30 protein-coding genes are annotated in these 24,502 nt (G+C 61.8%); 10 read left to right on the forward strand and 20 right to left on the reverse strand.

Annotation, left to right across the window (positions count from 1 at the left end; translation table 11 throughout):
- Window positions 1-11 precede the first annotated feature (11 nt).
- Entirely contained in the window at window positions 12-1,490 is a 1,479-nt protein-coding gene (locus BJI47_RS13185; protein WP_088944143.1) for a PLP-dependent aminotransferase family protein, read from the reverse strand.
- A 75-nt stretch (window positions 1,491-1,565) separates the two neighbouring features.
- Between BJI47_RS13185 and BJI47_RS13190 the strand changes: the two genes are divergently transcribed.
- Window positions 1,566-1,937, forward strand: coding sequence for a methylated-DNA--[protein]-cysteine S-methyltransferase (locus BJI47_RS13190; RefSeq protein WP_088944144.1), 372 nt, complete (start codon window positions 1,566-1,568; stop codon window positions 1,935-1,937).
- A 146-nt stretch (window positions 1,938-2,083) separates the two neighbouring features.
- Here BJI47_RS13190 and BJI47_RS13195 read toward each other — a convergent pair whose 3' ends face one another.
- The 10 genes from BJI47_RS13195 to BJI47_RS13235 all read right to left on the reverse strand — a co-directional run bounded on the left by BJI47_RS13195 (window position 2,084) and on the right by BJI47_RS13235 (window position 10,139).
- Window positions 2,084-2,524 carry an LGFP repeat-containing protein gene (locus BJI47_RS13195; protein ID WP_088944145.1) on the reverse strand — a complete coding sequence of 147 codons (441 nt, stop codon included), beginning with the start codon at window positions 2,522-2,524 and terminating at the stop codon, window positions 2,084-2,086.
- 136 nt (window positions 2,525-2,660) lie between these two features.
- Window positions 2,661-4,382 carry a signal peptidase I gene (locus BJI47_RS13200; RefSeq protein WP_176224838.1) on the reverse strand — a complete coding sequence of 574 codons (1,722 nt, stop codon included), beginning with the start codon at window positions 4,380-4,382 and terminating at the stop codon, window positions 2,661-2,663.
- A 13-nt stretch (window positions 4,383-4,395) separates the two neighbouring features.
- Entirely contained in the window at window positions 4,396-5,013 is a 618-nt protein-coding gene (locus tag BJI47_RS24110; RefSeq protein ID WP_176224839.1) for a SipW-dependent-type signal peptide-containing protein, read from the reverse strand.
- Complete coding sequence (locus BJI47_RS24115) at window positions 4,997-5,566, reverse strand: signal peptidase I (protein ID WP_176224840.1); 570 nt, start codon at window positions 5,564-5,566, stop codon at window positions 4,997-4,999. Before BJI47_RS24115 ends, BJI47_RS24110 begins: the two co-directional genes overlap by 17 nt.
- Window positions 5,567-5,577: 11 nt before the next feature.
- Window positions 5,578-6,201, reverse strand: a complete 624-nt coding sequence (locus BJI47_RS13210; RefSeq protein WP_088944147.1) for a TasA family protein — start codon at window positions 6,199-6,201, stop codon at window positions 5,578-5,580.
- Entirely contained in the window at window positions 6,201-6,719 is a 519-nt protein-coding gene (locus BJI47_RS13215; RefSeq protein WP_088944148.1) for a hypothetical protein, read from the reverse strand. Before BJI47_RS13215 ends, BJI47_RS13210 begins: the two co-directional genes overlap by 1 nt.
- Window positions 6,716-7,315 carry a signal peptidase I gene (locus BJI47_RS13220; protein ID WP_088944149.1) on the reverse strand — a complete coding sequence of 200 codons (600 nt, stop codon included), beginning with the start codon at window positions 7,313-7,315 and terminating at the stop codon, window positions 6,716-6,718. Before BJI47_RS13220 ends, BJI47_RS13215 begins: the two co-directional genes overlap by 4 nt.
- Window positions 7,312-7,872 (reverse strand): hypothetical protein, encoded by a 561-nt coding sequence (locus BJI47_RS13225; protein ID WP_254900581.1) that lies wholly within the window; start codon window positions 7,870-7,872, stop codon window positions 7,312-7,314. Before BJI47_RS13225 ends, BJI47_RS13220 begins: the two co-directional genes overlap by 4 nt.
- 12 nt (window positions 7,873-7,884) lie before the next feature.
- Window positions 7,885-8,439, reverse strand: a complete 555-nt coding sequence (locus BJI47_RS13230; RefSeq protein WP_088944150.1) for an alternate-type signal peptide domain-containing protein — start codon at window positions 8,437-8,439, stop codon at window positions 7,885-7,887.
- A gap of 410 nt (window positions 8,440-8,849) precedes the next feature.
- On the reverse strand, window positions 8,850-10,139 hold the full coding sequence (locus BJI47_RS13235) for an adenylosuccinate synthase (RefSeq protein WP_088944151.1): 1,290 nt from the start codon (window positions 10,137-10,139) through the stop codon (window positions 8,850-8,852).
- A gap of 202 nt (window positions 10,140-10,341) precedes the next feature.
- On the opposite strand from BJI47_RS13235, the gene BJI47_RS13240 reads away from it, so the two are divergent.
- Genes BJI47_RS13240 through BJI47_RS13255 form a run of 4 tightly spaced genes read left to right on the forward strand, consistent with a single transcriptional unit; the run spans window position 10,342 to window position 12,841 of the window.
- On the forward strand, window positions 10,342-11,007 hold the full coding sequence (locus BJI47_RS13240) for a hypothetical protein (RefSeq protein WP_176224841.1): 666 nt from the start codon (window positions 10,342-10,344) through the stop codon (window positions 11,005-11,007).
- Window positions 11,004-11,747 carry a site-2 protease family protein gene (locus BJI47_RS13245; RefSeq protein WP_254900582.1) on the forward strand — a complete coding sequence of 248 codons (744 nt, stop codon included), beginning with the start codon at window positions 11,004-11,006 and terminating at the stop codon, window positions 11,745-11,747. Before BJI47_RS13240 ends, BJI47_RS13245 begins: the two co-directional genes overlap by 4 nt.
- 47 nt (window positions 11,748-11,794) lie before the next feature.
- A complete protein-coding gene (locus BJI47_RS13250) occupies window positions 11,795-12,331 on the forward strand; it encodes a zinc-binding dehydrogenase (RefSeq protein WP_088944154.1) in 537 nt (178 codons plus the stop codon).
- A 42-nt stretch (window positions 12,332-12,373) separates the two neighbouring features.
- On the forward strand, window positions 12,374-12,841 hold the full coding sequence (locus tag BJI47_RS13255; RefSeq protein WP_088944155.1) for a pyridoxamine 5'-phosphate oxidase family protein: 468 nt from the start codon (window positions 12,374-12,376) through the stop codon (window positions 12,839-12,841).
- Here the strand turns inward: BJI47_RS13255 and BJI47_RS13260 are convergent.
- The 3 genes from BJI47_RS13260 to BJI47_RS13270 all read right to left on the reverse strand — a co-directional run bounded on the left by BJI47_RS13260 (window position 12,831) and on the right by BJI47_RS13270 (window position 15,380).
- Window positions 12,831-13,757 carry a cation diffusion facilitator family transporter gene (locus tag BJI47_RS13260; RefSeq protein ID WP_088944259.1) on the reverse strand — a complete coding sequence of 309 codons (927 nt, stop codon included), beginning with the start codon at window positions 13,755-13,757 and terminating at the stop codon, window positions 12,831-12,833. The genes BJI47_RS13255 and BJI47_RS13260 overlap by 11 nt on opposite strands.
- A 71-nt stretch (window positions 13,758-13,828) precedes the next feature.
- Window positions 13,829-14,911, reverse strand: coding sequence for an aromatic acid exporter family protein (locus BJI47_RS13265; RefSeq protein WP_176224842.1), 1,083 nt, complete (start codon window positions 14,909-14,911; stop codon window positions 13,829-13,831).
- A 52-nt stretch (window positions 14,912-14,963) separates the two neighbouring features.
- On the reverse strand, window positions 14,964-15,380 hold the full coding sequence (locus tag BJI47_RS13270) for a DUF3151 domain-containing protein (protein ID WP_088944156.1): 417 nt from the start codon (window positions 15,378-15,380) through the stop codon (window positions 14,964-14,966).
- A gap of 101 nt (window positions 15,381-15,481) precedes the next feature.
- Here BJI47_RS13270 and BJI47_RS13275 point away from each other — a divergent pair, with 101 nt between their 5' ends.
- Window positions 15,482-16,273 (forward strand): hypothetical protein, encoded by a 792-nt coding sequence (locus tag BJI47_RS13275; RefSeq protein WP_088944157.1) that lies wholly within the window; start codon window positions 15,482-15,484, stop codon window positions 16,271-16,273.
- Between the two features lie 93 nt (window positions 16,274-16,366).
- Here BJI47_RS13275 and fbaA read toward each other — a convergent pair whose 3' ends face one another.
- Window positions 16,367-17,407, reverse strand: coding sequence for a class II fructose-bisphosphate aldolase (fbaA, locus tag BJI47_RS13280; RefSeq protein WP_088944261.1), 1,041 nt, complete (start codon window positions 17,405-17,407; stop codon window positions 16,367-16,369).
- A gap of 214 nt (window positions 17,408-17,621) precedes the next feature.
- Here fbaA and BJI47_RS13285 point away from each other — a divergent pair, with 214 nt between their 5' ends.
- Both BJI47_RS13285 and BJI47_RS13290 read left to right on the forward strand, forming a co-directional pair.
- Window positions 17,622-18,350: a VTT domain-containing protein gene (locus BJI47_RS13285; RefSeq protein ID WP_088944262.1), complete on the forward strand. Its 729-nt coding sequence runs from the start codon at window positions 17,622-17,624 to the stop codon at window positions 18,348-18,350.
- A 60-nt stretch (window positions 18,351-18,410) separates the two neighbouring features.
- Window positions 18,411-19,061 (forward strand): DedA family protein, encoded by a 651-nt coding sequence (locus BJI47_RS13290; RefSeq protein ID WP_088944263.1) that lies wholly within the window; start codon window positions 18,411-18,413, stop codon window positions 19,059-19,061.
- A gap of 9 nt (window positions 19,062-19,070) precedes the next feature.
- Here the strand turns inward: BJI47_RS13290 and BJI47_RS13295 are convergent, their stop codons facing one another.
- The 4 genes from BJI47_RS13295 to BJI47_RS13310 all read right to left on the reverse strand — a co-directional run bounded on the left by BJI47_RS13295 (window position 19,071) and on the right by BJI47_RS13310 (window position 22,393).
- Window positions 19,071-20,183 carry a glycoside hydrolase family 76 protein gene (locus tag BJI47_RS13295; RefSeq protein ID WP_088944158.1) on the reverse strand — a complete coding sequence of 371 codons (1,113 nt, stop codon included), beginning with the start codon at window positions 20,181-20,183 and terminating at the stop codon, window positions 19,071-19,073.
- A 43-nt stretch (window positions 20,184-20,226) separates the two neighbouring features.
- A complete protein-coding gene (locus tag BJI47_RS13300; protein WP_088944159.1) occupies window positions 20,227-20,901 on the reverse strand; it encodes an RNA methyltransferase in 675 nt (224 codons plus the stop codon).
- Between the two features lie 5 nt (window positions 20,902-20,906).
- The gene (locus tag BJI47_RS13305) at window positions 20,907-21,521 is read right to left on the reverse strand and encodes a DUF6636 domain-containing protein (protein ID WP_088944160.1); all 615 of its coding nucleotides are present in this window, start codon (window positions 21,519-21,521) and stop codon (window positions 20,907-20,909) included.
- A gap of 83 nt (window positions 21,522-21,604) precedes the next feature.
- Window positions 21,605-22,393 carry an SDR family oxidoreductase gene (locus tag BJI47_RS13310; RefSeq protein WP_176224843.1) on the reverse strand — a complete coding sequence of 263 codons (789 nt, stop codon included), beginning with the start codon at window positions 22,391-22,393 and terminating at the stop codon, window positions 21,605-21,607.
- A gap of 88 nt (window positions 22,394-22,481) precedes the next feature.
- Here BJI47_RS13310 and BJI47_RS13315 point away from each other — a divergent pair, with 88 nt between their 5' ends.
- Window positions 22,482-22,934, forward strand: a complete 453-nt coding sequence (locus BJI47_RS13315) for a hypothetical protein (RefSeq protein WP_088944162.1) — start codon at window positions 22,482-22,484, stop codon at window positions 22,932-22,934.
- Here BJI47_RS13315 and BJI47_RS13320 read toward each other — a convergent pair.
- A complete protein-coding gene (locus BJI47_RS13320; protein WP_088944163.1) occupies window positions 22,899-23,570 on the reverse strand; it encodes a lysoplasmalogenase in 672 nt (223 codons plus the stop codon). The genes BJI47_RS13315 and BJI47_RS13320 overlap by 36 nt on opposite strands.
- Window positions 23,571-23,697: 127 nt before the next feature.
- Between BJI47_RS13320 and BJI47_RS13325 the strand changes: the two genes are divergently transcribed.
- Entirely contained in the window at window positions 23,698-24,297 is a 600-nt protein-coding gene (locus tag BJI47_RS13325) for a hypothetical protein (protein ID WP_125458730.1), read from the forward strand.
- The last annotated feature ends 205 nt before the right edge of the window (window positions 24,298-24,502 follow it).

Raw genomic sequence — 24,502 nt, forward strand, 5'->3', positions numbered from 1 at the left:
ACCTTTCTCGCTCAGAAAACGAGCGCCGGTTGTTGACCCTCGACAGAGGGGGCCAACGCCCGGTACGCCGCCGCAGTGGCTGTGACCGCTGCGGCGAGCTCGGCAGGTTCGCGGGTGTACGGCATCCGAAGGAAGCGTTCGAAAGCACCCTCGACACCGAAGCGCGGGCCTGCCGCCAGTACCGCCCCGAACGCAGGCGCAGTCGCAGCCAACGCACTCGATACGGGCGCGGGAATCTGCAACCACAACGACATTCCACCCGTCGAACGACGGTAACGCCAGCCCGGAAGATGTTCGGCAATAGCGTCTTCCAAGACCCTACGACGCTCTCGCAGTTGCATCCTTCTGGTCTCGAGAATCGCATCCGCATCCTCGAGAAGAAAACCTGCGGCTAGCTGATCCATGATCGAAGTACCCAGATCGTGCGCGGCGCGCGAGCCCGCAAGCTGACTGATCAGCGACGGATTAGCTCGAATCCATCCGATGCGCAGACCACCCCAATACGACTTGGACGCCGAACCGATCGTGACGATATCGGTCCCGGACACCCGACCGAACGACGCGACCGGTGGTGGCGGTGGGCTGTCGAGCCACAGGTCCACCATCGTCTCGTCGACGATCAGTGTCATCGACGTGTCGCGGGCGATCCGCGCGAGTTCGGCACGGCCATCGGCGTCCAAGCACCTTCCCGTCGGATTGTGGTAGTCCAGGATCATGTACGCGACTTTCGACGCGGTCTGCCTGGCCGCACTGCGGATACCTTCCAGATCCCAGGCATCGTCGTCAGGGCGGATCGGCACCGGGACCGGGCGCGCGCCGATGCGCCGGATCGCCTCCAGTGCGTTGGGGTACGTCGGATGATCGATCAGCACGCGATCTCCCGGCGAGGTCAACGTGCCCAACAACAACCCGAGGGCCTGCTGCGCTCCAGAGGTGACCATGATCTGGTCGGGGGTTGTCGCGAGGCCCCGCTCGGTGAACCGTCGAGCAATTGCCTCCCGTAGCACCGCAAGACCGATCGGCTCCATGCCGTGTGTGGACAAGTACGTCGGAAGTGCTTGCAGCGCAGAGCTGTACGCCCCCAACATTGCCTCGGTGGGGGCGGCCATCGCAGCATGACTCATGTCCACCACCGGCCCGCTCGACGATTTCGTCTGGAGGAGGATGCCGTTGGGGCGCGCCGCATCAGGAAGGGCGACCGTGCTGCGTGCGCCCTGCTTGCTGATGAGATAACCCTCCTCACGAAGGACTGCGTACGAAGAGGTGATCGTGGTGCGGCTCAGCTCGAGCGCAACGGAGAGGTCCCGTTCACTCGGCAGACCCACCCCGAGCGGGATCCGCCCGTCGTGAATGAGGAGTCGGACGCCGTCGGCGAGCGCCCGGTAGGTCGGCCGGGACGTCCGACGCCTACTGGACCCGTCATCGACATCCGTGCGCCAGCGTCCTAGATCGCGTGCCAGCGATGTCGCATGGAGAACCCTCGTAGCCATCGCTCGAGTATTCGCCCACTGGCATCTGGAATCAAATCCAACAACCCTTCCAGTGGACTGGTTCATACTGGAGGGGTGGCCTACGCACTCTTCGACACCGCCCTCGGGAGGTGTGGTCTGGCCTGGTCCGACGCCGGCACCACCGCCGTCGGATTGCCGGAATCGGATTACCGGAATCGGATGACGCACTCTCTGAATACCTGCATGGCTTCGGCGAACCGGAAGTTCCGCGGGGCGCTCGCTGCTCGGCTCGGGCAGCCAGGTGCCGCGCAGGCAGTGGGCGGAGCATTGGGCCGTAACCCGGTGCCGATCGTCATTCCGTGCCACCGCGTCCTCGGCGCTGGGTGCGAGGTCGGCGGATTCTCCGCACCGGACGGGGCGAGCACCAAGGAGAAGATTCTGTCGATCGAGGGTGTTACGGGGTTCGGGGAGCCCACACTCTTCTGACCGCGCGGGAGTGAGAAAAGTTGCGTACGAGTGCAGATTCAACCAATAGTCGGGTAAACGATTCCGCAAGTTTACTATTCAGTCGAATTGGATGAATCAATCCGTCGGGCTCGAATTTCGACCGGAAAAGAATCAGGCGGTATCTTTCAGGCCGGAATCGAGATCGAATCCGCGGGTACATCAGCGGAAGACATATTCTCTGCCTCGGAACCCGGTGGCGTCGCCTCTCCTTCGCTTCGGCCACCGATAATGAAGGCGCCCGTCTCCGGCAGCCAACCGATCGATCCGCGCTCGAAAAGGTTGTAGCGTCCATAACCCGTGGGCGTGGGCTTTTCGTTGCTGATCGGGTAACCCAGTGGACCGTAGGGGCCGCTGTGCTTCAGGTAGTAGGCAAGTATCTCGCCGTGCACTTCGTAGGCACCACCCTCGGGGAGTGCGAAAACCGTCGCGTTTCGGTATTCGAGCATTCCTCCGCCACCGGGACCGAGCATGAAATCGCCGACCTGTTCGCCGATCCAAGGATGCTCGTAAGCAAAGCGATCGAATTGATAGCCGAACACTTCGAGACCGCAATATGTAGTGGGCATCGACCGACCTTCCGTCGCATTAATTGCCCATCATTGTCCACCCTTTTCGATGTTCCTGGAAGCCGAATCGAACATATTCGTTTTCTACCCAGCAAGCACTCTCTGTTGGATGCACTGCGGCCCCACCGGGTGATCTTCAGGCAGGCCCAGACTCGGTCGAAGGTGCCCGTTCCTCCGGCACCTGTTCCACCGTCGGTGTCTGACCCGGAGCGGGCACAGGCGGCGCCGCCGGGGTCGGTACGACCGCGGTCTTGACCCACACGCCGGAGGAGTTGGAGACCGTCCACGTGCCGCTCTCCGTCACAATCTGCAGCACATCGGTGCCCGGCACCCATCCCACGGTGTCCTCGGCCGAGACACTGGTGCGGTACACCTCGGTGTCCCCGTTCCTGATCACGGCGCTGGGTCCGGTCTCCGATTGGACGACCTGTGCCATGTAATTGCCGGACGACGACCCGACGGGAGAAGTGAGCGGCTCCTCCGTCGGCGCAGGCGCTATCGGTGGGACGGTCGGTGCTGTCGGGTCCGGCGAGGTAGTGCTCGTCTCACCAGGTGCGGCCGGCGCGGTCGTTGTCGGCTCATCAGTTGTCGGCTGGGTCGTCGACGGCTGATCAGTTGTCGACACTGCATCGGGCGGAGTCGTCGGTGCGACTTCGCTGGTCTGCTCGGGATCGAGAGAATGACGCTGCGCCCCGGCCATTGCTGGACTGTTGGCCGGCACTGGATTGTCTCCGGATACATCCACCACCTTGCCGGTCGAGGTCCACCGTCCGCACCGGGCCCGTGTTCCCAAACCCGGCCGGTGGATGATTGTTCCCCGCCATGCGGAGGACACTGCACCGGAAGATGGCAGAACGGTATGGATTTCGAAGTTGTAGTTCAAGTCACCAAAAGACGTAACTGGGAACGCCCCGTAAGTGGTGCTGACGGTGGCCCCTGCAGCGGTACCCGCTGGCGGAGTCACGTTGAAGGTCGTATAGATCTCGGGCGGGACAGTGTCCGTTCGCAAAGCAACCTTATAGGTGTACGGGTCACCGAGGTGCGCCCAACTCACCCGGACCACATAGAAACTGTCGGACTCGCAGTTGACGAAGTTACCTCCGCCCCCGATCACCGGAGTATTGATTGCGGGCACGAAGGCTGCCTTCGAACCGAACGCACCACTCTTCGCAGCTGCCGCGGCAGTGAGGGCGGCACTGGTGCCCGATACGTCTGCGGTGCCGACGGCCGTCAGGAGTACCAAAGCCAAGACGAGGGGGCTGCGGCGCAGAATCTTGGCCGATCCCTGCACGGGGTTGGTCGGCTCGAACCCGGAAACCTTGTCACGAGATCGACTGTCTAGGAGAGCATTTCGCCGTCGATTACTCGACCCAAAGGTGGTCGACAGCGCTAGGGCTACACCCAGGATGCCGGCCGCAGCGACAAACGGGTTCGAGAGCCAGACGAGAACGTAACCCAATCCGTTCACATGGAAGAAGATTCGCTCTGCTGACGTGATCGCATACGGTTCGAGGTCTGCTTGCTGGTTGGCATCTCCCCGAAGACGAACTTCTCTGGCGTCACCGGAGCTGAAGTCGATACCGACCACCCGGTGAGTGATTCGGCTGCCACCTGCATCCTCGACACCGATCACATCGCCGAGGCGAATATCGGCGGCGGGTACGGAGTGGGCAAGAGCAAGTGCACCAGTCTCGATGGTCGGCGACATGGAGCCGGATTGGAAGACGAGCGCCTTGACCCCGAAAGTCAGTGACGCCAGGACCGTGAATCCGACAACTACACCGACGACTGCGGCGAGGGTCAGGGCAGCCCTGCGGGGACCCTGCCCCGGACTCCGACTCGCTACACTCGCTTGCATATTCATCTCGACCTCACACTGTCGTCGCGGAGAAGTTGAAGGTGACCGCGCTCAGCGTCTGGTTCTGCACCGTGGTCGGCGCCGTCGCAGACAGTTTGGCAACGACGCACAGGTCGTCCACCCCTGTCGTCGCCGCAAGTTCGCGGACGGTGGTGATGAGATTGACCGAGGCACCGGCTGCAAGCGTCGCCTGCCCCACCTGCGTGCCCGTGCAACCCCCGGTCCGCATGCCATTGGTCGTGGTGTTGGTGGGCGAGGCGCCCGGGAAGATGGTGACCTGCAGGAACCCGGTGAGTGCTGGACTTCCAGCGGGCGTCGTCGCACTCATGCTGTATTTCAACGGAACCGAGCCTTTGTTCTGAACCTGCAGGATGGCCGCCCTGCTTTCACCGGGCAACATGCTCGCAAGCGTCAAGCTGGTGAAGTTGTACGGGTTGGCGTTGTTGATCAGCAAACTGACGGTTCCGGTGCTGAAGGTTCCGGAGGTTGCCGTCGAGTTGTCGGTCCACACGGCCATCGTGCCGACCGTGCCGAGCCCGAGGACGATGCCAAGAGTGAGCAGGATACGGACGCGGGTGCTCGTCAGTGATTCCAGCGCACAGCGCAAGGGTGATCTATTCGGCGGGTTCATCGTTCACCTCTGGATCGACTCTCGATGTCCGCTGCAGGCCACCCGGGCGCCATGCAACCATCAGCAGTACACCTACGAGCACACCTCCGGCGAATACCGCGACCGGCCCGGACAACCAGGTGGCGACGTATCCAAGCCTGTTCACACTGAACAGAATTCGATCCGCATCGCTGACGACATAGGGCTCGGAATCGACGTCTGCGTTGGCGTCGCCCCGGAGGACGAGGGTAGCGCTGTTACCCGTCACGACTTCGATGGTTTCGATGCGGTGAGTTACCCGATCCCCGCTCGCATTCGTCACCGAGACGACGGCACCGACTTCGAGTTCCGTTGCAGGCGTACTTTTCGCAAAAGCAAGCGCGCCGGTGTCGATTGCCGGCGACATCGACCCGGAGCGAAACACCAGAGGCGTGATACCGAAAATCGCCGCAGCCAGCGCAATCCCGATGCACACCAGCCCGCTGATAGCACCGACCGTAAGCAAGATTTCGCGCAGAACACGTCGGGGGGTGGCGGACACCTTCGAGGAAGGTCCGTCGATCTCATGTGTCATGGCAGGCCCGCTCATGTGGACGTCGCAGTGAAAGTGAGCGAGATCGTTCCAGTCCGCACCGTTCCGGGCAAGATCGCGCTCGAGGGCATCGTGACCGAAATACACAGTGGGTCTGCACCTGGTGTCGCTCCAACTTTCGCCGCCACGTTCGGACGTGTCAGTGGGGTCGTACCAGTGACCACGAACGGCTGTGTGGAGGTAGTGAGACCGGTTCGAGTCCCGAGCACGGTGCCCGTGCACGTTGTACCGGCGTATGCCTCGAGTACCAGCAATTGACCGAAGGGCGCGTCCGTCATCGAGGCTCCAATTGTGTAGCTGAACACGACCGAGCCCTGGTTCTGCACGACGAACGATGCGGAAACCGCGTCACCGGGCAGCATTGCGGCCTTCTTCAGTCCCGTCGAGATAGATGCCGGGTTGTTGTCCACGCCGTCGAGCATGATGTCGATCGTGCCCGTCTTGAATTGCCCGGACGTCGCCACCGAGGTGTCCGACCATGCAGCCAGGGTTCCTACTGCTCCGAGACCTAGGGCGATTCCGATCGACATGATCGCACGGGCCCGAGCACTGACGAGGGCATGGCAGACTCGCCGCACTGCGTCCGACGGGTCGAACTCGCCACTCTTGCGCACCATCAGGGCTGAGCCTCTTCCTGTTCATCGACCGCGCTCGAAAGTGCCGACACGAGGCATACCTCGTTACTTTCGTTATCCCATTGGACGACGAGATCGATACCCGCTGCTGCATCTTGTGTTTCGTTTCCAGCATTGTTGGCCATGCCTAGAGTTGTTCTGACCGAGCGTTTTTCATGGGCCGGCACCGAAATGTGCGTACACCGTGTTTCCTGATCCCCACCCTCGACGGACAGTGTCAACGCCTCCCGGAATGCGAGGTTGGGGCTTTCCACGAACAGGACCAGGCGACCATCCTCCTCGGTGTCGTTGAAGACGTGGAACTCCGAACTGCGTCGATCCCCGGGAACCCATCGAATATCCCGGTCGAACAACGGATCGGGAAGAGACTTCGACCACTCCTCGCCGTCGCTGCTGTAGCCGATACTTTGAGCTGGTCGGCTCGGACCGGCTCCGATAAGCAGGACGATCGCCAAGGTAGAGAGCCCAGCGACCCAGCAGACCGACACGTTGCCTGTCATGGCGCTCCAGCTGCCTTCCGCTTGTTGCGGTGCTCCATTCCTGCGCTACCGAACATGTAGAGCGCGTACCCCGCAAGCCCGATCACGATGATCGTCACCGTGATCTTTCGCTGTTCACCGTTGAGCCAGTTGTTGACGTAGCCCATGTACGGAACCGAGTACCACACTTTGCCGCGAATCTGGCCGATCTGCACCGGATTCTCATCGTCGGAGCCATTGTTGTCCCCGCGCGTGATGTAGGTCGTGTCACCCCCACCGCTCTGCTGAGTCGCCACGATCCGGTGTGTGACGACATCGGGTTCACCCGAGCGAATCTGATAGGTGACAGCGGTTCCGACGACCAGCTCGCCAGCCTCGGCGGGTTTGATCACCACCAACGCTCCGGGTGGATACGTCGGCCGCATCGAACTGGTCAACACTGTGTACGGCGTCGAGCCGCTGATTCGCGGAATGATGACGGTGACCGCAAGAACGAACAAGGTTGCGGCAAGAAGGGTGTACGACACTATGCGAGTCACCCACCACCACACACCGGTGCGAGGTTCGGCTTCTTCGGGCCGGACAACCGGTATGACGTCGGTGTCGTCGGTGCTCATACCTGGTCCGCTCTGAACGAAAACGTCACCGTGGAAGACTGGCTCTTGGGCGGGTCGTCGCTCGCAGTAAGCCGAAAACACCAGACTTCGTTGGCACCAGCTGCCAGCAGCCGCGCAGCAGGTGCCGCAGGAACCTGTGCGCCATGTGCATTTCCGCTGAAAAGAGCCGTCGTGGACCCGGAAGGTGCGCCGACGGTAGGGCAATTTGCCGCCGCCGACACTTTTGTCGCAGTGAGCGAAAGTGGCACCGTACCAGTCAGTGTCGTTCCCTGCAGGCGATAGTTGAAGGGAACGTTTCCTGAATTTCGTATCGACAGCGGTGCCTGCGAGTACCCGTTGGGTCCGAGATTTGTCGATCCCAATGCCGCCAGCACGTAATTGTTCACCTCTGCGCCCGAAGGCCCGACTTTGATATCCAAAGTGCCCGAAGTGATGGTCCCCCCAGCGACCACTGCTTCATCACGCCACAACGCGCCCGTCGTCTGTGCTGATGCGAAGACCAGCACGACGACGGACGCGGCTGCGAGGGCCCAGTATCGGCCGAACTTGATGTTCACTTCAATCGTTGATCAGGGACGAACCTGATCGAGGGTGAGGGTGAAGTCGTTCAAGTCAACGGTTTCATCCTGCGCGATCAAATCGGTGGTCAATTCATCGAAGGTGATCGTCACACCAACCGTGATGGTCTGCGGCGAGGTATTCAGCACCAGAGGGACTGCGGTCCCGTTCGTCAACGCTGGGCCGCCGTCTACTGACACCTTGGTATCCAGCGCTGCGGCAAGATCCGTACCGGCACCGCCGACGACGTCGAAGTCTGCAGTAATACTGGCAAAAAGATTGTCACCCGCCGAGGTGACCACATAATCCGTGGTGTAAACCAGTACGTCACCCGGCACGATGAGGAAGCCAGCGGGATCGGGCCCGATAACGACGTTTGGTGTCACTGATGTCTCCGTCCATGTTCCCGTTGCCGGTACCACAGGATCGAAGTAAAGCTCGCCGGAGTTGATCGTTCCGCCACTCACCGTCTCCTTGTCCTGCCACAGAGCGAAAGATCCCAAACCGCCGAGCAGCAATACTGCTGCCGCGCCTGCGGCTACTGCGCCTTTGGTTGATTTTTTCATATCGTTCTGCTTTCTCTGGTGTGGCCCAGTGAGTAGGCCAGATAGGGGCGATCCGAATGGATCGAGTTGGCCTCGGGTTGGCCCACGCAACCGGTGCGGCAACCTGTGTGTCGTCAAGACTAACCAGTTTGTTACCCAAGCAAACTTAAAAGTCCAAAAGATTTGTTCGACCATTCTTTACCAGAAAATCGTCACATTCTTCGGGTGATCGAATTACGACCAGAACCCGCACATACGAGTGCCCCGTCCAGACCAGAAGCGTATGAGACTCTTATTGAACAAACAATTTTACCGTTGGTAATTATCTCCGAATTGGGTAAATAGCAGTTTTCAAATAGCTCGCGCAGCAATAAAAAAAATCGGCCCCAAGAGCCTGAGCTCTCGGGGCCGATAATCTAGAACTGAAGAGATTAGCCGAGAATATCCCGACGCACGATGGTTTCATCCCGACCGGGACCGACACCGATGCAGGAGATGTATGCCTTGGACAGTTCTTCGAGGCGAAGCACGTAGTTCTGCGCGTTGATCGGCAGTTCCTCGAACGTCCGCGCACCGGTGATGTCTTCGGACCATCCGGGCATCTCTTCGTAGATCGGCTTGGCGTGGTGAAAATCGGTCTGTGTCATCGGCATTTCGTCGTGACGCACGCCGTCGACGTCGTAGGCAACACAGATCGGGACGGTCTCCAAACTCGAGAGCACATCCAGTTTGGTCAGGAAGTAGTCGGTGATGCCGTTCACGCGCGTTGCGTAGCGCGCGATGACGGCGTCGAACCATCCGGTACGACGCGCCCGCCCGGTCGTGACACCAACCTCGCCGCCCTGCTCCGCGAGGTACTCGCCGAAGCTGTCGAACAGCTCGGTCGGGAAGGGGCCCGATCCGACACGTGTCGTGTACGCCTTCAAGATGCCGAGCACCGTGGTGATCTTGTTGGGACCTATGCCGGACCCGACGGCTGCGCCGCCTGCCGTCGGATTCGACGACGTCACGTACGGGTAGGTGCCATGGTCGACGTCGAGCAGCGTGCCCTGCGAGCCCTCGAGCAGGATCGTCTCACCGCGTTCGAGGGCAAGGTTCAACTCGAGTCGCGTATCGGAGATCCGGTGCTTGAAGCCCTCTGCCTGTTCGAGAACCTCCTCGACCACCTGTTGTGGGTCGAGTGCGCGCCGGTTGTAGATTTTCGACAGCACCTGATTCTTGAACTCGAGTGCAGCCTCGACCTTCTGCGTGAGAATCTTCTCGTCGAGCACGTCGGCCGCGCGGACGCCGACTCGGGCGAACTTGTCCTGATAGCAGGGCCCGATACCGCGTCCCGTCGTGCCGATCTTCTTGGCTCCGAGAAAGCGTTCGGTTACCTTGTCGATGGCAACGTGGTACGGCATGATCAGGTGCGCATCGGCACTGAGTAGCAGGCCAGAGGTGTCGACGCCGCGCTCTTCCAGGCCTGCCAGTTCGGACAGCAGCACACCGGGGTCGACTACGACGCCGTTGCCGATCACGTTCTTCACGCCCGGCGTCAAGATGCCCGACGGAATCAAATGCAGAGCGAACTTGTCGCCGCTGGGGAGCACCACCGTGTGGCCCGCGTTGTTGCCGCCTTGGTAGCGAACGACCCACTGAAGTCGCTCGCCGAACAAATCGGTCGCTTTGCCTTTGCCCTCGTCGCCCCATTGGGCGCCGATCAGGACTATCGCCGGCATGTGCTCTCCTGGTGGTTTTTGGTGCAGTGACTTCTTGTGCAGTGGTGGCTGTTGCAGCGTGCTGCCAAGCTCACGGCAGTGCCGGGGCGTCAGTCTAGCCGAGGCAACGGCTTGCCCGTTGTGGCGCTACGGTGGATACATAAAGTACGCGGAAGACTCGAGATGAGGTGCGGGCCGGCAACCGGCCCGCCTGGGGAGCACTGTGACACCGTTCGTCCTGCAATGCGGAACTCCGCTCCTGCCGATCACATTGACCGATGTTCCGTTGACGTCGGCTTCGAAGATCCCCACCAACGACGAATGCGACACGTTGTTTTCGGCGCTTGGAGCAGTGTTGGATCCGCGGGTGATCGTTCTGGGTGACGACGCATCACTGGCGGCTGTGCTGACCAGACTCATGCGGACCGAACGGCTGCACATCGAGCTGGCTTTCGTCCCCGAGACGACGACCGCGGCCTGCAGCAACTACCGACTCGGAAGTGGTTCGCGCGCCGCGAAGGTGGCAATGACCGGCACCGCCACCCCCACACCCCTCATTCGTGATGACGCCGGCAAGGCAATCGTAGGAAGAGCGTTGGTCGAAGGTCACGCCGGCGGTGATCTGGAGGGCGAGGCGTACGTGGACGACACAAAGCTCTTCTCGGGAACTGTCTCCGGTGTAGAAGTGATGCCGACGCCCGAGATGCCTGGTTTGAAGGGCCGCGTCATCGGCCGTCGTAGATTGTTCGAACGACGGTGGACTTTCGGCCGCGCAATGCAGCTCGGAGCAAACGCTGCGCAACTGACGCGCGACGGCGTCCCGGGTGACCGCGAGGTCGAACGCTCGACGTTCTACCGCCACGACCAGGAGTGGTTGCTGGTGCGGTGAAGCCGAGTCCGATATTTCTCGGGGTTGTCGCCGTCGCCGCAGCCGGCGGTGCGCTGGCATGGACGGCCGAGCCGACCTCGACGTGGGCTCGCGCGGGTGTCTTCGTGCTGGTTCTGGCCGGTTGGATCGTCTCGGTCTGCCTGCACGAGTTCGGGCATGCTCTCACTGCGTTCCGTGCCGGTGACCGCGAGGTGGAATTGCGTGGGTATTTGACTCTGAACCCGCTGAAATATTCACACCCGCTCCTGTCGGTCGTGCTCCCGATCATCTTCATCGCCATCGGCGGAATCGGATTGCCCGGCGGCGCTGTCTATGTGCGTTCGGGCATGTTTACGCCCGGAGTTCAGCGTCGAATCGCGCTGGCCGGTCCCACCGCAAATGCACTGACTGCCGTTCTGCTCCTAACGATAATCCGGATTTGGGGGATGAACGGCGATCACCTCGTCTTCTGGTGGGGACTCAGCTTTCTGGCATTTCTCCAAGTTATGGCCACGATTCTCAATCTGCTCCCGGTTCCGGGTCTCGACGGCTACGCCGCACTCGAGCCATATCTGGCGTACGACACCCGTCGTGCGCTCGCGAATTTCAAGGGCTACGGAATTCTCGTTCTTGTCGCATTCCTGTTCGTCCCGGTTATCAATTCGGCATTCTTCGGTGCGATCTATTGGATATTCGGCCTGTCCGGAATTCCGGAGATCTACGCGCAGTACGGCAATTACCTCATGCGATTCTGGGCCTGAACACGACTTACGGTACCGTCGTGGATCTTTCACGATATCGTTTGTCCATGCGAGCAATAGTCATCACCCGAAACGGCGGATCGGACGTCCTTCAGGTTCAGCAAAGACCCTCCCCCACACTGTCACCCGGCGCACTACGCATCGAGGTACGGGCAGTGGGAGTGAACTTTGCCGACGTGATGGCTCGGCTCGGGTTGTATGCCGACGCCCCACCGCTGCCCAGCGTCGTCGGCTACGAGGTGTCCGGTCTCGTCACCGAGATCGCCTCGAATGTAACCGATTTCGCGATCGGAGATCGCGTTTTTGCCGGGACCAGGTTCGGCGGGTATGCCGAGGAGGTCTGCGTGCGGCAGCAGGACGCGGTGCATCTACCTGCCACACTGAGTTTCGAGCAGGGAGCTGCAATCCAGGTGAACTGTGACCGCGGCACCCTCGAGCCATGGATAACCCCGCTGCGGGCACTGATGGACGACGGCACCGTCGCGCCGGTGGTCTCGGACGTCGTTCCGTTCGAACGTGCGGCGGAGGCGCACCAAATCCTCACCGAGCGCCGAAACATCGGGAAGGTGGTGTTGGTGCCGTAAGCGCCCTTTCTCGTGGGACCAACACAGTTGCATACTGTGTCCATGGCTACGTGGGGAGAATTCGAGAGCGCGGCACCAGAGCTGGCGAAGGCCGTTTCCGCCAGGTTCGGCGCACACAAGCATCATGTACTGGCAACGATCCGTGCAGACGGATCGCCCCGAGTAAGCGGCACCGAGGTGGAATTCCTCGACAATGGAACCTTGCGACTGGGTTCGATGCTCAATGCCCTCAAAGCGCGTGACCTACAGCGCGATCCACGATATGCGATCCACACCAACCCCGGAGATCAGTCGATGGAGGGTGGCGACGCGAAAATCTCGGGGCGTGCCGTCGAACTCGTGGATCCCGAAGCGCTGCAGAAGATATTCGACGCAGCCCCTCCCGAACTGTCCCGCTACAACGTCTTCGATCTCGATATCACCGAGGTCGTCCTGACGGAGCTGGTCGAGGACGAGTTGAAGGTTCGGCTGTGGAAACCGAGCGCCCCAGTACAGACCTTCACCAGGTGAGTTCGTCCTTGCACGTAGCGCCCTGAGCACTCGGCTCGACCTGAACGGTTGCATGATCGAGACCGTAGGTGGCCAGGACTGCTTTTGCGCGCTGGAGCAGCACCGAACCCGAGCCATCGCACTCGAGGTGAACCGTCGCGACGTCCATACCGGTAGTGAGCGTCCAGATATGGAGATCGTGCACTCCCACGACACCAGGAAGTGCAGCGAGATCCGCTTCGACGGCTTCGACATCGACATGTCCAGGGCTCGCTTGCGTCAGGATGCGCAACGCGGACCCGGCCAGCTTGAGTGCACGCGGAACGACCCACAGCGAGATGAGCACGCCGATGACGACGTCCGCCCACGTCCAATCGAACACCAGCAGAAGCACACCGGCGATGAGTACACCGACACTGCCGACCGCATCGGCGAGGACCTCCATGTAGGCACCGCGTACCGCGATGCTGTCCTTGGCGTCGCCACGAATGAGAAGCATGACAACGAGGTTGGCTACGAGACCGGCCGCGGCCGTCAAAATCATCGCCAACCCGGGGATGTCGGGCGCATCGCCGATTCGGTCGATGGCCTCGTACATGATGAACGCCGCGACACCGAGCAGCAGGACTGCATTGGCAATCGCGGTGAGGACTTCGGCGCGGTGCCATCCGAAAGTCCGAGCGGCGACGGCGCTCCCCTTGCGTGCGAGGAAAAGAGCGATCAGTCCCATCGACATTCCGAGCACGTCGGTGAGCATGTGACCGGCATCTGCCAGCAGACCTAGCGAGTTGATCGCCAACGCCACCGTGGCCTCGACGATGAGAAATGCTACGAGGATCGCCAGCGCGATGAACATCTTGCGGATCCGACCGCTGGACGGGCCTACAGCCTGCGCGGATCCCGACATGCCATGACTGTGTCCGTGCCCCGCGCCCATGATTCCCTTCCGGTCGTTCGATTCGACCTCACCATATGCGTACATACGCATATGTGCAACGGGATCGTCCCTCAGAACACGTCCGGGGTCACACCAGGCTTCTCGACGGTCGGCGGCAGCGTCGCCAGGGCCGATATCCGCTTCAGACCAGCCACCTGCAGCAGATCTACGATGATCGACCTCAATTGAGCCAACACCACCGTCGCGGACAGACCAGCATTGTCGATCAGTTCAGGTTTCGCACCGGATGCGACCGTCCGCAACACCCGCGCGGCGTCGGCCGCGTCGGGACGCTGCCCGGGATCGGCGAGAACCATCCGCCGCAGCACATCCACAGCTTGAGAGAGCTTCTCGACCTCGTCTACGAGACGCGGATCGAGGATCTCGTCGTCGCGCACCAACGAGAGCGAACGTCTTGCCAGCACCCGAATATTGCGCACGGCATTGTCGAGCGGATCAGCTGTCCTGGCCAAACCCGCGAGACGGTGGCGTTGCCTCCAATACATCGGCGAGATCCGCGCGATCTCACGGCCACCTTTGAGTTCGCTGCGCAGGGTGTCGATATCGGACTGCGTTGCGCGCGCCTTCTTCAACGCATCCTCGATGGGCTTCGGGTCGTTGGCAACCAGACCGTCTGCCACCTTCTGCAACACCTCGGACGCCGTTTTGAGAATCTTCGCTGCGTCTTTGCGCGCCCGCCACACCGGATGCGTCGGAATCAACGCGACGATCGCGATGCCGACGAGACCGCCGATCAGCGCGTCGACCATCCGGTCGACGCCACCGGAATTTCCAGGAGGAATCAGCGTCGCAACGAGGACGGCGGAGGATCCCGCCTGCATCGCAAAGATCGGACCGCCGTCGAGGAAGACTGCCGTCGACATCGCAAGCGCGATGACCAGCGAGATCTGCCACGGACCGCTGCCGATTGCCGAGATGATCAGGTCGCCGACGCCGATTCCCAGAACGACACCGACGACCAGCTCCGCAGAACGCCGCAACCGAGCCCCCAGCGACAGGCCGAGTGAGACGACGGCTGCAATCGGCGCGAAGAACGGACGCTGGTGCCCCACCAGGTCGGTCGCCACGTACCACGCGACCCCGGCCGCCAGCGCACATTGAATGATCGGCAACATGGAAACCTGAAGCCGCATGCGACCGGACTTCAGCCGCGACTTCCCGCGTCGTGCAGTCGGGCGGAACCGATCAGCCGAGACCGAGCGCTTCCGCCGCTTTGGGGTCACAGTCTTCGAGGAGGTCGAGGCAGCGGGCGTACTCGTCGTTTTCCCCGATATCGCGCGCAGCCTTTGTAAGAACGGCGACGCATCGGAGGAATCCTCGGTTCGGCTCATGGTTGTACGGGACCGGCCCGAACCCCTTCCATCCGTTGCGTCGCAGCTGATCGAGACCGCGGTGGTAACCGGTGCGCGCATAAGCGTAAGCGGTGATCGTCTGTCCAGAGGTCAAAGCGGCTTCCGCCAAATATGCCCAAGCAATCGAGGCCGTCGGATTGTCGGCAGCGACCTTCGCTGGGTCCTCGTGATTCAGAAGCGCCGACTCTGCCTCGTCGTCTCCAGGCAAGAGTGTCGGCTGCGGTCCAAGCAGGTCACCGAAAGAAGTCATGGACCCTATTGTGCCCCGACACTCCGCGCGCGTGCGTCCACCCACCCTTCCGCTCGCTAGGCTCGTCTGCGTCGCACAGTCCGGTCAGTTGGGAGAACAGGGTGTCGGATCCGCAGGACAAGTCGAACGAGGTGGGCGAAGAGCCCGCCACCGAGGCGATTCGAAAACAAGAACCACCGGCCGCGAAGCAGCCGCTCACAACGAAGAGCCTGCCTCCCGCAGCTCCCGATCCAGCCGAAGCGGAGACCACCGCTCTTACAAAGGTGCCGCCGACCACCGAGCAGACCCACCCGGCGCCGTCGACCGTGAAGCCCTCCGGCGCAACGCCTACTTCCCGACCGCCAGTGGCACCGCGACGCATCCCTGCGCGCGGTGAGCTCTCGCAGCCGCAGGCACGTCCCCAGCGCATCGAACCGACGCGGAGCACTTCGACTTGGACGTCTGGGAGCCGAAGATGGATCCTCGCCATCGCGGGCGCGTTGGTCTTGATCATCGCCATCGGTGTCACAGGCTTTGCCTACCTCTCGCGCGACGACGAGGGCAGTTCGGCGGATGCGCAGATCAGAATGTCGATCCAATCGTTCACGCAAGCATTGAGCACCGGAGACCTGGCGACTCTCCGAAGCGCCTCGTGCGGCGAACTCGCCGCCTTCTACCGCGATATTCCGGACGCCGATTTCGCCGACGTCCACCGTATTGCCGTCGAGCAGGGCAACGTTCCGGTCGTGGAAAGCATCGACGCCGTCCAGGTGACCGGCGATGCCGCGATTGCGCAGGTACTCGCACACACCGCGGCCAATCCCGCCGACACCTCACCCCGCACCTTCGACCTGCGCCGTGACGGCGATGTATGGAAAGTCTGCAGCCCGAGTAGCCCCGCACCCCCGGAGTAGCCCTTACGGTCACGCAGTAGCGCTCTGATCCCACCCAGCACTCGGCCCCGCAACGAAAACGCGTTGCGGGGCCGAGTCGGTTTCGAGAAAGTCTTATCCGTCGGACACGCTACGGCCGGCGGACTTCAGGTCGTTGCACGCCTCGATGACGCGAGCAGTCATCCCTGCTTCGGCCTTCTTCAGGTAACTGCGGGGGTCGTAGACCTTCTTGTTGCCGACCTCGCCGTCGACCTTCAGGACACCGTCGTAGTTGCTGAAGAAGTGCCCGGCGATCGGGCGACTGAATGCGTACTGGGTATCGGTGTCGACGTTCATCTTCACGACGCCGTAACCGAGTGCCTCTTCGATCTCACTCTTCGCCGAGCCCGATCCACCGTGAAAGACGAAGTCGAACGGCTTGGATCCTTCAGCAAGACCAAGGTGCTCCGACGCGACCTTCTGGCCGTCGGCGAGCACCGAGGGCTTCAGCTTGACGTTGCCCGGCTTGTAGACGCCGTGCACGTTGCCGAACGTTGCTGCGAGCAGGTAACGCGATCCCGCGTCGCCGGCACCGAGGGCCTCGACGGTCTTGAGGAAATCCTCGTTCGAGGTGTAGAGCTTGTCGTTGATCTCGGCCTCGACGCCGTCTTCTTCACCGCCGACGACGCCGATTTCGATCTCGAGGATGATGCGTGCTGCCGCTGAGAGGGCAAGCAGCTCCTTGGCGATCTCGAGGTTCTCATCGATCGCGATCGCGGAACCGTCCCACATGTGCGACTGGAAGAGCGGGTTCCTGCCTGCGTCGACGCGCTCCTGGGAAAGGGCGATCAGCGGACGCACGTAGGTGTCGAGCTTGTCCTTCGGGCAGTGATCGGTGTGCAGCGCGATGGTGACGTCGTAGCGCGCGGCGACCACATGAGCGAACTCGGCGAGGGCTGCCGCGCCGGTGACCATGTCCTTGATCCCGAGGCCCGACGCGAACTCGGCACCGCCCGTGGAGAACTGAATGATGCCGTCGCTACCTGCGTCGGCGAAGCCTTTGATGGCGGCATTGACGGACTCGGAACCTACGCAGTTGATAGCAGGAAATGCGAATTGGTGTTCCTTCGCCCGGCCAAGCATCTCGGCGTAGACCTCGGGAGTTGCGATCGGCACGGCGGATTCCTCCATGTAAAGAGTCGATCGGCGAGCGCTCACGCGTAGTGGCGCGCGCCGTGTGTCCTCTGCAGTATGGCAACTCACCGGCGCTGTGTCGCCCGGGACCCACCGCAGGGGCTCTGAAATCGATACGACCAATCGGGCAGCCCGTATCCGGTGGTCGAAACCTTTTGTTCAGGTTCTCCCAGGTTCGGCCGGTAGTGTGAGCGCCGTGAGTTTGAATGCCGCCTCGGAATCCGTGACGACCAACCTGGCTTTGCTGCCCGGGTTCCTCGATCCGGTCAACCTACTCAATTCGTTCGGCACCTGGGTGCTGGTCGGATTGCTGCTAGTCGTCTTCATCGAATCAGGGTTGCTGTTTCCCCTGCTACCGGGTGATTCACTGCTGTTCACAGCAGGGCTGATCGCCGCCTCGAAGTCGACGGACATCGAGCCGTTCGCACCGATCTGGCTGTTGGTGATCCTGATTCCCATCGCTGCGATCCTCGGCGACCAAGTGGGATTCTTCATCGGCTCCAAGGGCGGCACTGCCCTCTTCAAATCGAACGATGCACGATTCTTCAAGAAGAAGTACATCGACGAGTCGCATGCCTTCTTCGAAAAGCACGGGCCGATCACCATCATCCTGGCACGCTTCGTTCCGATCGTTCGCACGTTTGCCCCCGTCGTCGCGGGTGCGTCGAAGATGAAGTACTCGCTGTTCCTGACCTACAACGTCGTCGGAGGCATCCTCTGGGGTGCAGGTGTGACGATGCTCGGCTATCTGCTCGGCCAGATCGACTTCATTCGCGAGCACGTCGACATCATCTTCATCGTCATCGTTCTCGTCTCGGTGCTTCCGATCGTCATCGAGGTCGGCAAACGGATGATCAAAGCACGCAAGACTCCGTTGGCCGAGGCGACCGAGTCGATCGAGTCGCAGAGGGACGCCACTTCCTGACATGGTGCGTCGCGCATGATCGGCCAGATCAACGCACAAGCGTCCGAGACAATAACGGCGATGGGCAGTTTCGGACCGCTCACCACTGCCGGTCCCCTCGTCGTGTGGACCATCGTCGTCGCATTCGTGTTTCTCGAATGCGCTGTCATCATCGGCTTGTTCCTTCCCGGTGACTCGATGCTCGTGACCGCAGGCATCGTCATGGCCACACACTCGTCCGGAGTCGGCCACATCTGGGCACTGTCGGTGGGCGCGATGATCGCCGCGATCGCCGGAAATCAAGCCGGATACGTCATCGGCCACCGCACCGGCTCCAAACTCGTCGCACGCAAGGACGGCAAGTATCTCAACACGAAAAACCTGCACAAAGTGAACGTTCTGCTGGAGAAGCACGGCTTCTGGGCGGTACTCGTGGCTCGCTGGATTCCATGGGTCCGCACGCTCTGCCCGATGGTCGCAGGCGCGGCAAACATGAACCATCGCAAATACACGATCGCCAGCACGCTGGGCGCCATCATCTGGGCACCGGTACTCCTGCTCATCGGTTTCTACTTCGGCAGTTTTCTCGAGCAGGTGCCGTGGCTACTACCGGCGGTGTTGATTGCGATGATCGTTGCTCTCGTCGTAGGTACCGCACTCGGCATCTGGCAGTACCGCAAAGAGATGGCCCGACCGACGGAAATCGTCGAGGTGGAAGAGGTTCACGAGTAGAACTTCTTGCTAACGGAACCCCGCTGCAGAGACGACGTGGGCAGCTTCCATCAGCATCCACCCACCGAGTTGGACGGACAGATCCCGCTCAGGAATCGCGGACGAGCGGACGGTCCCACCGGTGAACGCTGCAATGGGATGCCCTGTCCCGGGCAGGCGTGCCTCCTTGTTCCAGGCGGCACCGAAGAGCGGATGGTCCTCGACTTCCAGTCGGTTCTCCCACGCGGCCTCCGCCGATGCAAGAACGATCGACGCCGCCAGCGAGCGAGCCTGCTCGTCCTCGTCGCTTTCGCCGGGGAGCGTCGTGGCGACGACAGCAAGGTTGCGCGCCAAAACACCGTCGAAAAGACCGCCGTCACCTCCACCTCCGCCCAGGATCACAAGATCGCGGCACAAGTGAGTCTCGACGGCGGCAACCAGCGCATGAACGCGCGCGCGATGGCGCGGTGCATCGAGACGAACCGCCAATTCGGTCTCGACTCCGAGCACGACGCCCTGGCAGTAGCTGAACACCGCACGATCGAGCACGCCGCCCGTCCGAATGCCGTCGAGTATCAGACCCGTCGCCGGGTCGCGTAGGTATGCGTCCATCCAGTCCGCCATAGCCTGTGCACGCCACAGTCGACCGGTGCGGGCAAGCAATATCGACGCAGGCCCGTTCGCCGGAGTGTTATAGAAATCGTCGCCCTTACGCCACGGTATTCCGCCGCCCTTCTCCGGCGCCCAGGCGTCGAACAACTCCAATTCGATCGTGTGGATCGCTGTCCGATTGTCGACGGCGTGCAACCGCTGCGCTCGCTCCAACGCAAGGCCGAGCCATGCCATGTCGTCGTAATAGTTGTTGGTCCATCCGGTGATGTTCCGAATGCGATGTGCGCGCGCAATTTTGGACAGCTTCCTGCGACGCTTGGCGGTGGGCGCCCTAGTAGCGGCGTCGACAGCGCAGTCCAGCAGGTGTGCCTGCCACCAGTAATGCCACCGCCCGAACAGTCGCTCACGCCGGACGGGGGGCCACGCCACCACTCCTAGCGCGGTACCGGGCAACCCCCACAGTCGACGTACGTGGCGCGCGTTGACCGCTCCCTCCGCAGCGTCCGCACGCTGCGACCATTGCTCCTGCATACCCCGATCCTGCCATTACGGGCAGAACGAGTGACACAAGGAGTCAGGTCCAGGCCGAGGACAAGTCCGCGTGCTGCCGAACCCAGGAATGCATGGCGATACCGGCAGCCACTCCGGCGTTGATACTCCGCGTCGAGCCGAACTGAGCGATGGACACCGTCATCGAGGCGCCGCCGCGGGCTTCCTCCGTCACTCCCGGGCCCTCCTGACCGAACAACAGCACGCAGTCACGCGGCAGATCCGCCGTTTCCAGCGGCACCGACCCCGGCGTGTTGTCGACGGCGACAACGGTCAGCGCGTTCACTCGGGCGAACTCGAGTAAGTCGGCGACCGTGGCGTGGTGGTGAATGTGTTGGTAGCGATCGGTAACCATCGCACCCCGCCGATTCCACCGACGACGACCGACGATGTGAACCGCCTGCGCAGCAAACGCATTGGCCGTCCGAACCACTGTGCCGATGTTGGCGTCGTTCGCGAAGTTCTCGATCGCAACGTGAAGACTGTGCCGACGACTGTCGATGTCCGTAACGATCGCCTCGCGTGTCCAATACCGATAGGCGTCGACGACATTGCGTCGATCTCCATTGTCGAGAAGTTCGACGTCGTAGCGAGCATCGGTCGGTCGCGGCGTTGTGTACTCCTCGATCCACGGTCCGACACCGTTGGGAGCCTCGCCCCACTCGGTCGGCCCAGCCTCGGCTGCGACTCCGGACTCCATGTCGCTCAAAAGGTTTCGTTGCTGTCGGCGGCAATACGGAAACCGTGACCGGTCTCGTCGTTGTTGCAGGAGATACCGTCGGCGGCCGAGATGCACGTGTAACCGTCGCCGACGATTTGTTGCCCCACCTCGAGCGGCGGATCGACCGTCTCACCACCCGAGGTGTACACCGCGCCACCGGAGCACATGAACTCGGCTGCGCCTTCATTGGTGACGCGAATCCCGTTGCCCCAGCTGATCATGCACGACTCGGGCCGCGGTGGAACCGGCGTGGTCGCGCCTTGACAGCCTGCCTCCGTCCGCGAAGGAAGAGTGACGATTCCGCATTGGAACTGCCCGTCCGGCGAACTGAAATAGTAGGTGCCCTGTAGCGGGGCATACGTAGTCTGCGGCGTCGGCGGCGGTGGTGGCGGAGGAGCAGGCTCGGTCGTCGTGGAAAGCGGCGCCAAGGTAGTGGTGACAGGAACAGGTGCGGCGGTCGTAGTAGTGGTAGCGGCGGGCGCACTCGTCACACTCGGCGGCGAGGTTGCGGCCACCTCTGCACCGGACTCACTGCCACATGCCGTCAACAGTGCCGACACTGCCAGAAATGCCGCTGCTGCAAGACGCTTGTCCACCATGAAATACCCCGACCCCGCTCTCGCTGACCTGTTTCGCAGTGCGACCCTACCGGCGCACCGAGACAAGCGCTGTGGGGGTGGGGTCAGGTGTGGCTCAAACGGCGGTTGATCTCACGCGTCAGCCATGCCGGCGAAAAGCGCGATCCGATCGTCATCGCCTTGGACTGCAGCCCTACTGGGAAATGGACCTTGTGCAGCAGGCGCCTCGAAGGCCGGGTGGCTTCGAAGATCGCCTCGGAGACATCGTCGGCCGTCAGCTTGATACCGAGCGAGTTGGTGGTGCCCGTGGACACGCCCTGGGTCATCGCGGTCTGCACGAACAGCGGCCACATCGCTTTCACCGAGATGTCGTACTCGGCCCATTCGAGGTCCAGGGCCTCGGTGATACCACGTACTGCGAACTTCGTCGCGCCGTAGGTGACGAGTTCGGGTTGACCGTAGATTGCTGATGCGGAACACAGGTTGACGACCTGAGCACCGGGGGTGGCCTTCAGATACGGGAACGCGGCGAGAGTGCCGTAGACGACGCCGTTGAAGTTGATATCGATCTGACGCTTGTGTACAGCGAGCGGTATCTCTTCGAATTTCCCTGCGACGAGGATGCCCGCGTTATTGATCAGAACGTCGAGCCGCCCGCCGGACTCCTTGTCGAACTCGGCGAGGCGATCGGCCCACTGGACCGGATCGGTGACGTCGAGAATTCCCGTGACGACCCTGCCACCGGCCGCGGCGATCTCCTTGCCCAACGAGGCCAATCCGGTCTCGTCGATGTCATAGGCCCCGACGAGGTATCCCGAGCCTGCGAATTTCAATGCGGTGGACCGTCCGATTCCGGCTGCCGCGCCGGTTATGAGCACAGTTGGAGTAGACACAAACGACAGGATAGGGGTTACTAAGATTATCGGTAACCGCTTCGGCAGATTTCGGGACTACTCTTGATAGGTCTTCGAGGAGATTTCGGTGAATCACGAAAAAATTCTGCGAGCGGTTGCCTTCGTCGCTGTCGGCTACCTCTTGGTGTTGATCATCTGGGCCGGCTTACTGCGAACGCATACACCGCCCGGTACTCTGCCCTACCAAATTGTCGGCCTGGTTGCCGGATTCGGTACGGCGCTCGCGTTGGCCATGATGGTCGCCAACCGCCCCACTGCCGAACAGCGACGACTGGCCAGGAACGGGGTCGAAGGCTGGGCGACGGTCGAGGCGAGTCGCAGGATCGACGAGCGGAAAATGGAACTCGACTTGGCGTTCACAGTTCCCGGTTCGGATTCCTACGTCGGCAGAATCGTCTATTCGATACCCCCGTCGGAGACAGCGCGATTCCAAACCGGTCGAACCTTGCCGATCATGGTCGACCCGTCGGACCACCACCGCGTGCTACTTCTGCCTGGTGAATCCTTCGACGAGAAGTAGCTGAGCGGCGGAATACGTCGCCAGAATCGCACCTTCGACAACCCGCCGAGACATCTCGCTCGAAAGATAGAGCCGTCGGTACACGATCAATGCGTCGGAGACGGTGAACAGGATTCCGCCCAGCGCCTGCCAGGAACGCGAATCGGAATTCGGCATCACGACACCCGCAAATACATCAGCTCCTGGTGCGGACGCTGGATCTGCAGCCAACGTCGACATCGCCGCCAGAGTCACGCCGTACCCGGCCAAACCCGGAGCCACCTCCGGTGACTTTCTCGCCAACTGTGACGACGCCACCGCCCACCCGAAAAAGCGCGGTACGGCAGCGGTAAGGGTCGGTCGACTGCCGGCCGAAGCGAGAAGGGCGCAATAGCAACCCTGCATGACGGCGAACGCCCCGGCTCCGCGCAGAATCTTCGAATCGTCGTCCGGGTCCATCAGCAGAACGTCCCCGACGGTGGCGGCCGTGAGCGCTACCCCGAGGACCGGCGAGAAGCGTCGCATCCCGAGCGCAAGCGCAGGAACGATGAGGGGCTTGGCCACCCGGTGCACCGTCTCGTTCCCGGTGACCGCACCGAACACCGTCGCGACGGCAGCCGAACCGAATGCAAAACGTGAGAACGTCGATCGCTTCATCGGACTTATTTCCTCCATCGTCGGTCGAGCTGAGCAGATATGTGATGTTGACCTTGAATGCTTGATCGCAGGCCCCAAGGTTGTCATGGTGATTGTTGGACACGCTAGAGAACACATGGGGATGACGATGCGCCGAAAGCATGCAGAGCACGCCGGGACGCCCCGGTCATCTCATCTTGTCGAGCGAAACCCACTGGTTCGCCGCTCGGACCGCATTCAGTCCACCATCAAGACCACAGTCTTCGCTCTGATAATCCTGATGCTGCCGGTAGCTGCGTGGATCGGCACGTCCACCCTCGCCGTCGGGCAAAGTCGGGTCGCAGCACAGGAGAGCAGTGTCCGCCAGGTCACTGCCACCACCAAGGCCGTCGCCGATATCGCACCCGTCCTGCAGAGCGAAGTCGGATCGGTTACCAGCACTACCGTCGACGCGACGTGGAGCTATGACGGGCTCGATCATCAGGGACAGGTCTCCCTGCCTGCGGGCAGCCCCTCCGGCACCCAGCTCCCGATATGGGTCGACCGCGACGGCAACCCGACCGCACCTCCAGCAACCCGGGCCGATGCCGTCGTCACGGCCCTGTTCACCGGATTCGGCAGCCTCTTCGCCGCCGCGTCCATTCTGCTCGGCACCTATTTCGCTGTCCGCGTTCGCCTCGACGCCCAAAGGCATGCCGATTGGGACCGCGAGATTGCGGAGTTGCTGGATCAGGACAGCCCGTCCTGATCCAGGGGTAGCGGGGCGTCGACCACTCCTCCGCTGCCTGCACGAGAGGTAAACGGGCAACTCAAGCCACTTCAGTCACAGATGTCCCACACGTAACACTTCTATAACCAAACCCGTGGTTGACCTTTGAAGACCGCCGGGTCCGTTATGGTCTGAAACGCTCGTAAGTATGTCTCACTAACCTGAATTCCGTGTCGGGGCGGAA

Source organism: Rhodococcus sp. 1168 (assembly GCF_002091955.1).
GTDB lineage: Bacteria > Actinomycetota > Actinomycetes > Mycobacteriales > Mycobacteriaceae > Rhodococcoides.

What these genes read in the sequence shown, in the direction of transcription:
- BJI47_RS13185 (WP_088944143.1), bottom strand. Translation starts at nt 1,490, where the DNA reads ATGGCTACGAGGGTTCTCCATGCGACATCGCTGGCACGCGATCTAGGA.
- BJI47_RS13195 (WP_088944145.1), bottom strand. Translation starts at nt 2,524, where the DNA reads ATGCCCACTACATATTGCGGTCTCGAAGTGTTCGGCTATCAATTCGAT.
- BJI47_RS13200 (WP_176224838.1), bottom strand. Translation starts at nt 4,382, where the DNA reads ATGCAAGCGAGTGTAGCGAGTCGGAGTCCGGGGCAGGGTCCCCGCAGG.
- BJI47_RS24110 (WP_176224839.1), bottom strand. Translation starts at nt 5,013, where the DNA reads ATGAACCCGCCGAATAGATCACCCTTGCGCTGTGCGCTGGAATCACTG.
- BJI47_RS24115 (WP_176224840.1), bottom strand. Translation starts at nt 5,566, where the DNA reads ATGACACATGAGATCGACGGACCTTCCTCGAAGGTGTCCGCCACCCCC.
- BJI47_RS13210 (WP_088944147.1), bottom strand. Translation starts at nt 6,201, where the DNA reads ATGGTGCGCAAGAGTGGCGAGTTCGACCCGTCGGACGCAGTGCGGCGA.
- BJI47_RS13215 (WP_088944148.1), bottom strand. Translation starts at nt 6,719, where the DNA reads ATGACAGGCAACGTGTCGGTCTGCTGGGTCGCTGGGCTCTCTACCTTG.
- BJI47_RS13220 (WP_088944149.1), bottom strand. Translation starts at nt 7,315, where the DNA reads ATGAGCACCGACGACACCGACGTCATACCGGTTGTCCGGCCCGAAGAA.
- BJI47_RS13230 (WP_088944150.1), bottom strand. Translation starts at nt 8,439, where the DNA reads ATGAAAAAATCAACCAAAGGCGCAGTAGCCGCAGGCGCGGCAGCAGTA.
- BJI47_RS13235 (WP_088944151.1), bottom strand. Translation starts at nt 10,139, where the DNA reads ATGCCGGCGATAGTCCTGATCGGCGCCCAATGGGGCGACGAGGGCAAA.
- BJI47_RS13250 (WP_088944154.1), top strand. Translation starts at nt 11,795, where the DNA reads ATGCGAGCAATAGTCATCACCCGAAACGGCGGATCGGACGTCCTTCAG.
- BJI47_RS13255 (WP_088944155.1), top strand. Translation starts at nt 12,374, where the DNA reads ATGGCTACGTGGGGAGAATTCGAGAGCGCGGCACCAGAGCTGGCGAAG.
- BJI47_RS13260 (WP_088944259.1), bottom strand. Translation starts at nt 13,757, where the DNA reads ATGGGCGCGGGGCACGGACACAGTCATGGCATGTCGGGATCCGCGCAG.
- BJI47_RS13265 (WP_176224842.1), bottom strand. Translation starts at nt 14,911, where the DNA reads ATGCGGCTTCAGGTTTCCATGTTGCCGATCATTCAATGTGCGCTGGCG.
- BJI47_RS13270 (WP_088944156.1), bottom strand. Translation starts at nt 15,380, where the DNA reads ATGACTTCTTTCGGTGACCTGCTTGGACCGCAGCCGACACTCTTGCCT.
- BJI47_RS13290 (WP_088944263.1), top strand. Translation starts at nt 18,411, where the DNA reads ATGGGCAGTTTCGGACCGCTCACCACTGCCGGTCCCCTCGTCGTGTGG.
- BJI47_RS13295 (WP_088944158.1), bottom strand. Translation starts at nt 20,183, where the DNA reads ATGCAGGAGCAATGGTCGCAGCGTGCGGACGCTGCGGAGGGAGCGGTC.
- BJI47_RS13300 (WP_088944159.1), bottom strand. Translation starts at nt 20,901, where the DNA reads ATGGAGTCCGGAGTCGCAGCCGAGGCTGGGCCGACCGAGTGGGGCGAG.
- BJI47_RS13305 (WP_088944160.1), bottom strand. Translation starts at nt 21,521, where the DNA reads ATGGTGGACAAGCGTCTTGCAGCAGCGGCATTTCTGGCAGTGTCGGCA.
- BJI47_RS13320 (WP_088944163.1), bottom strand. Translation starts at nt 23,570, where the DNA reads ATGAAGCGATCGACGTTCTCACGTTTTGCATTCGGTTCGGCTGCCGTC.
- BJI47_RS13325 (WP_125458730.1), top strand. Translation starts at nt 23,698, where the DNA reads ATGCGCCGAAAGCATGCAGAGCACGCCGGGACGCCCCGGTCATCTCAT.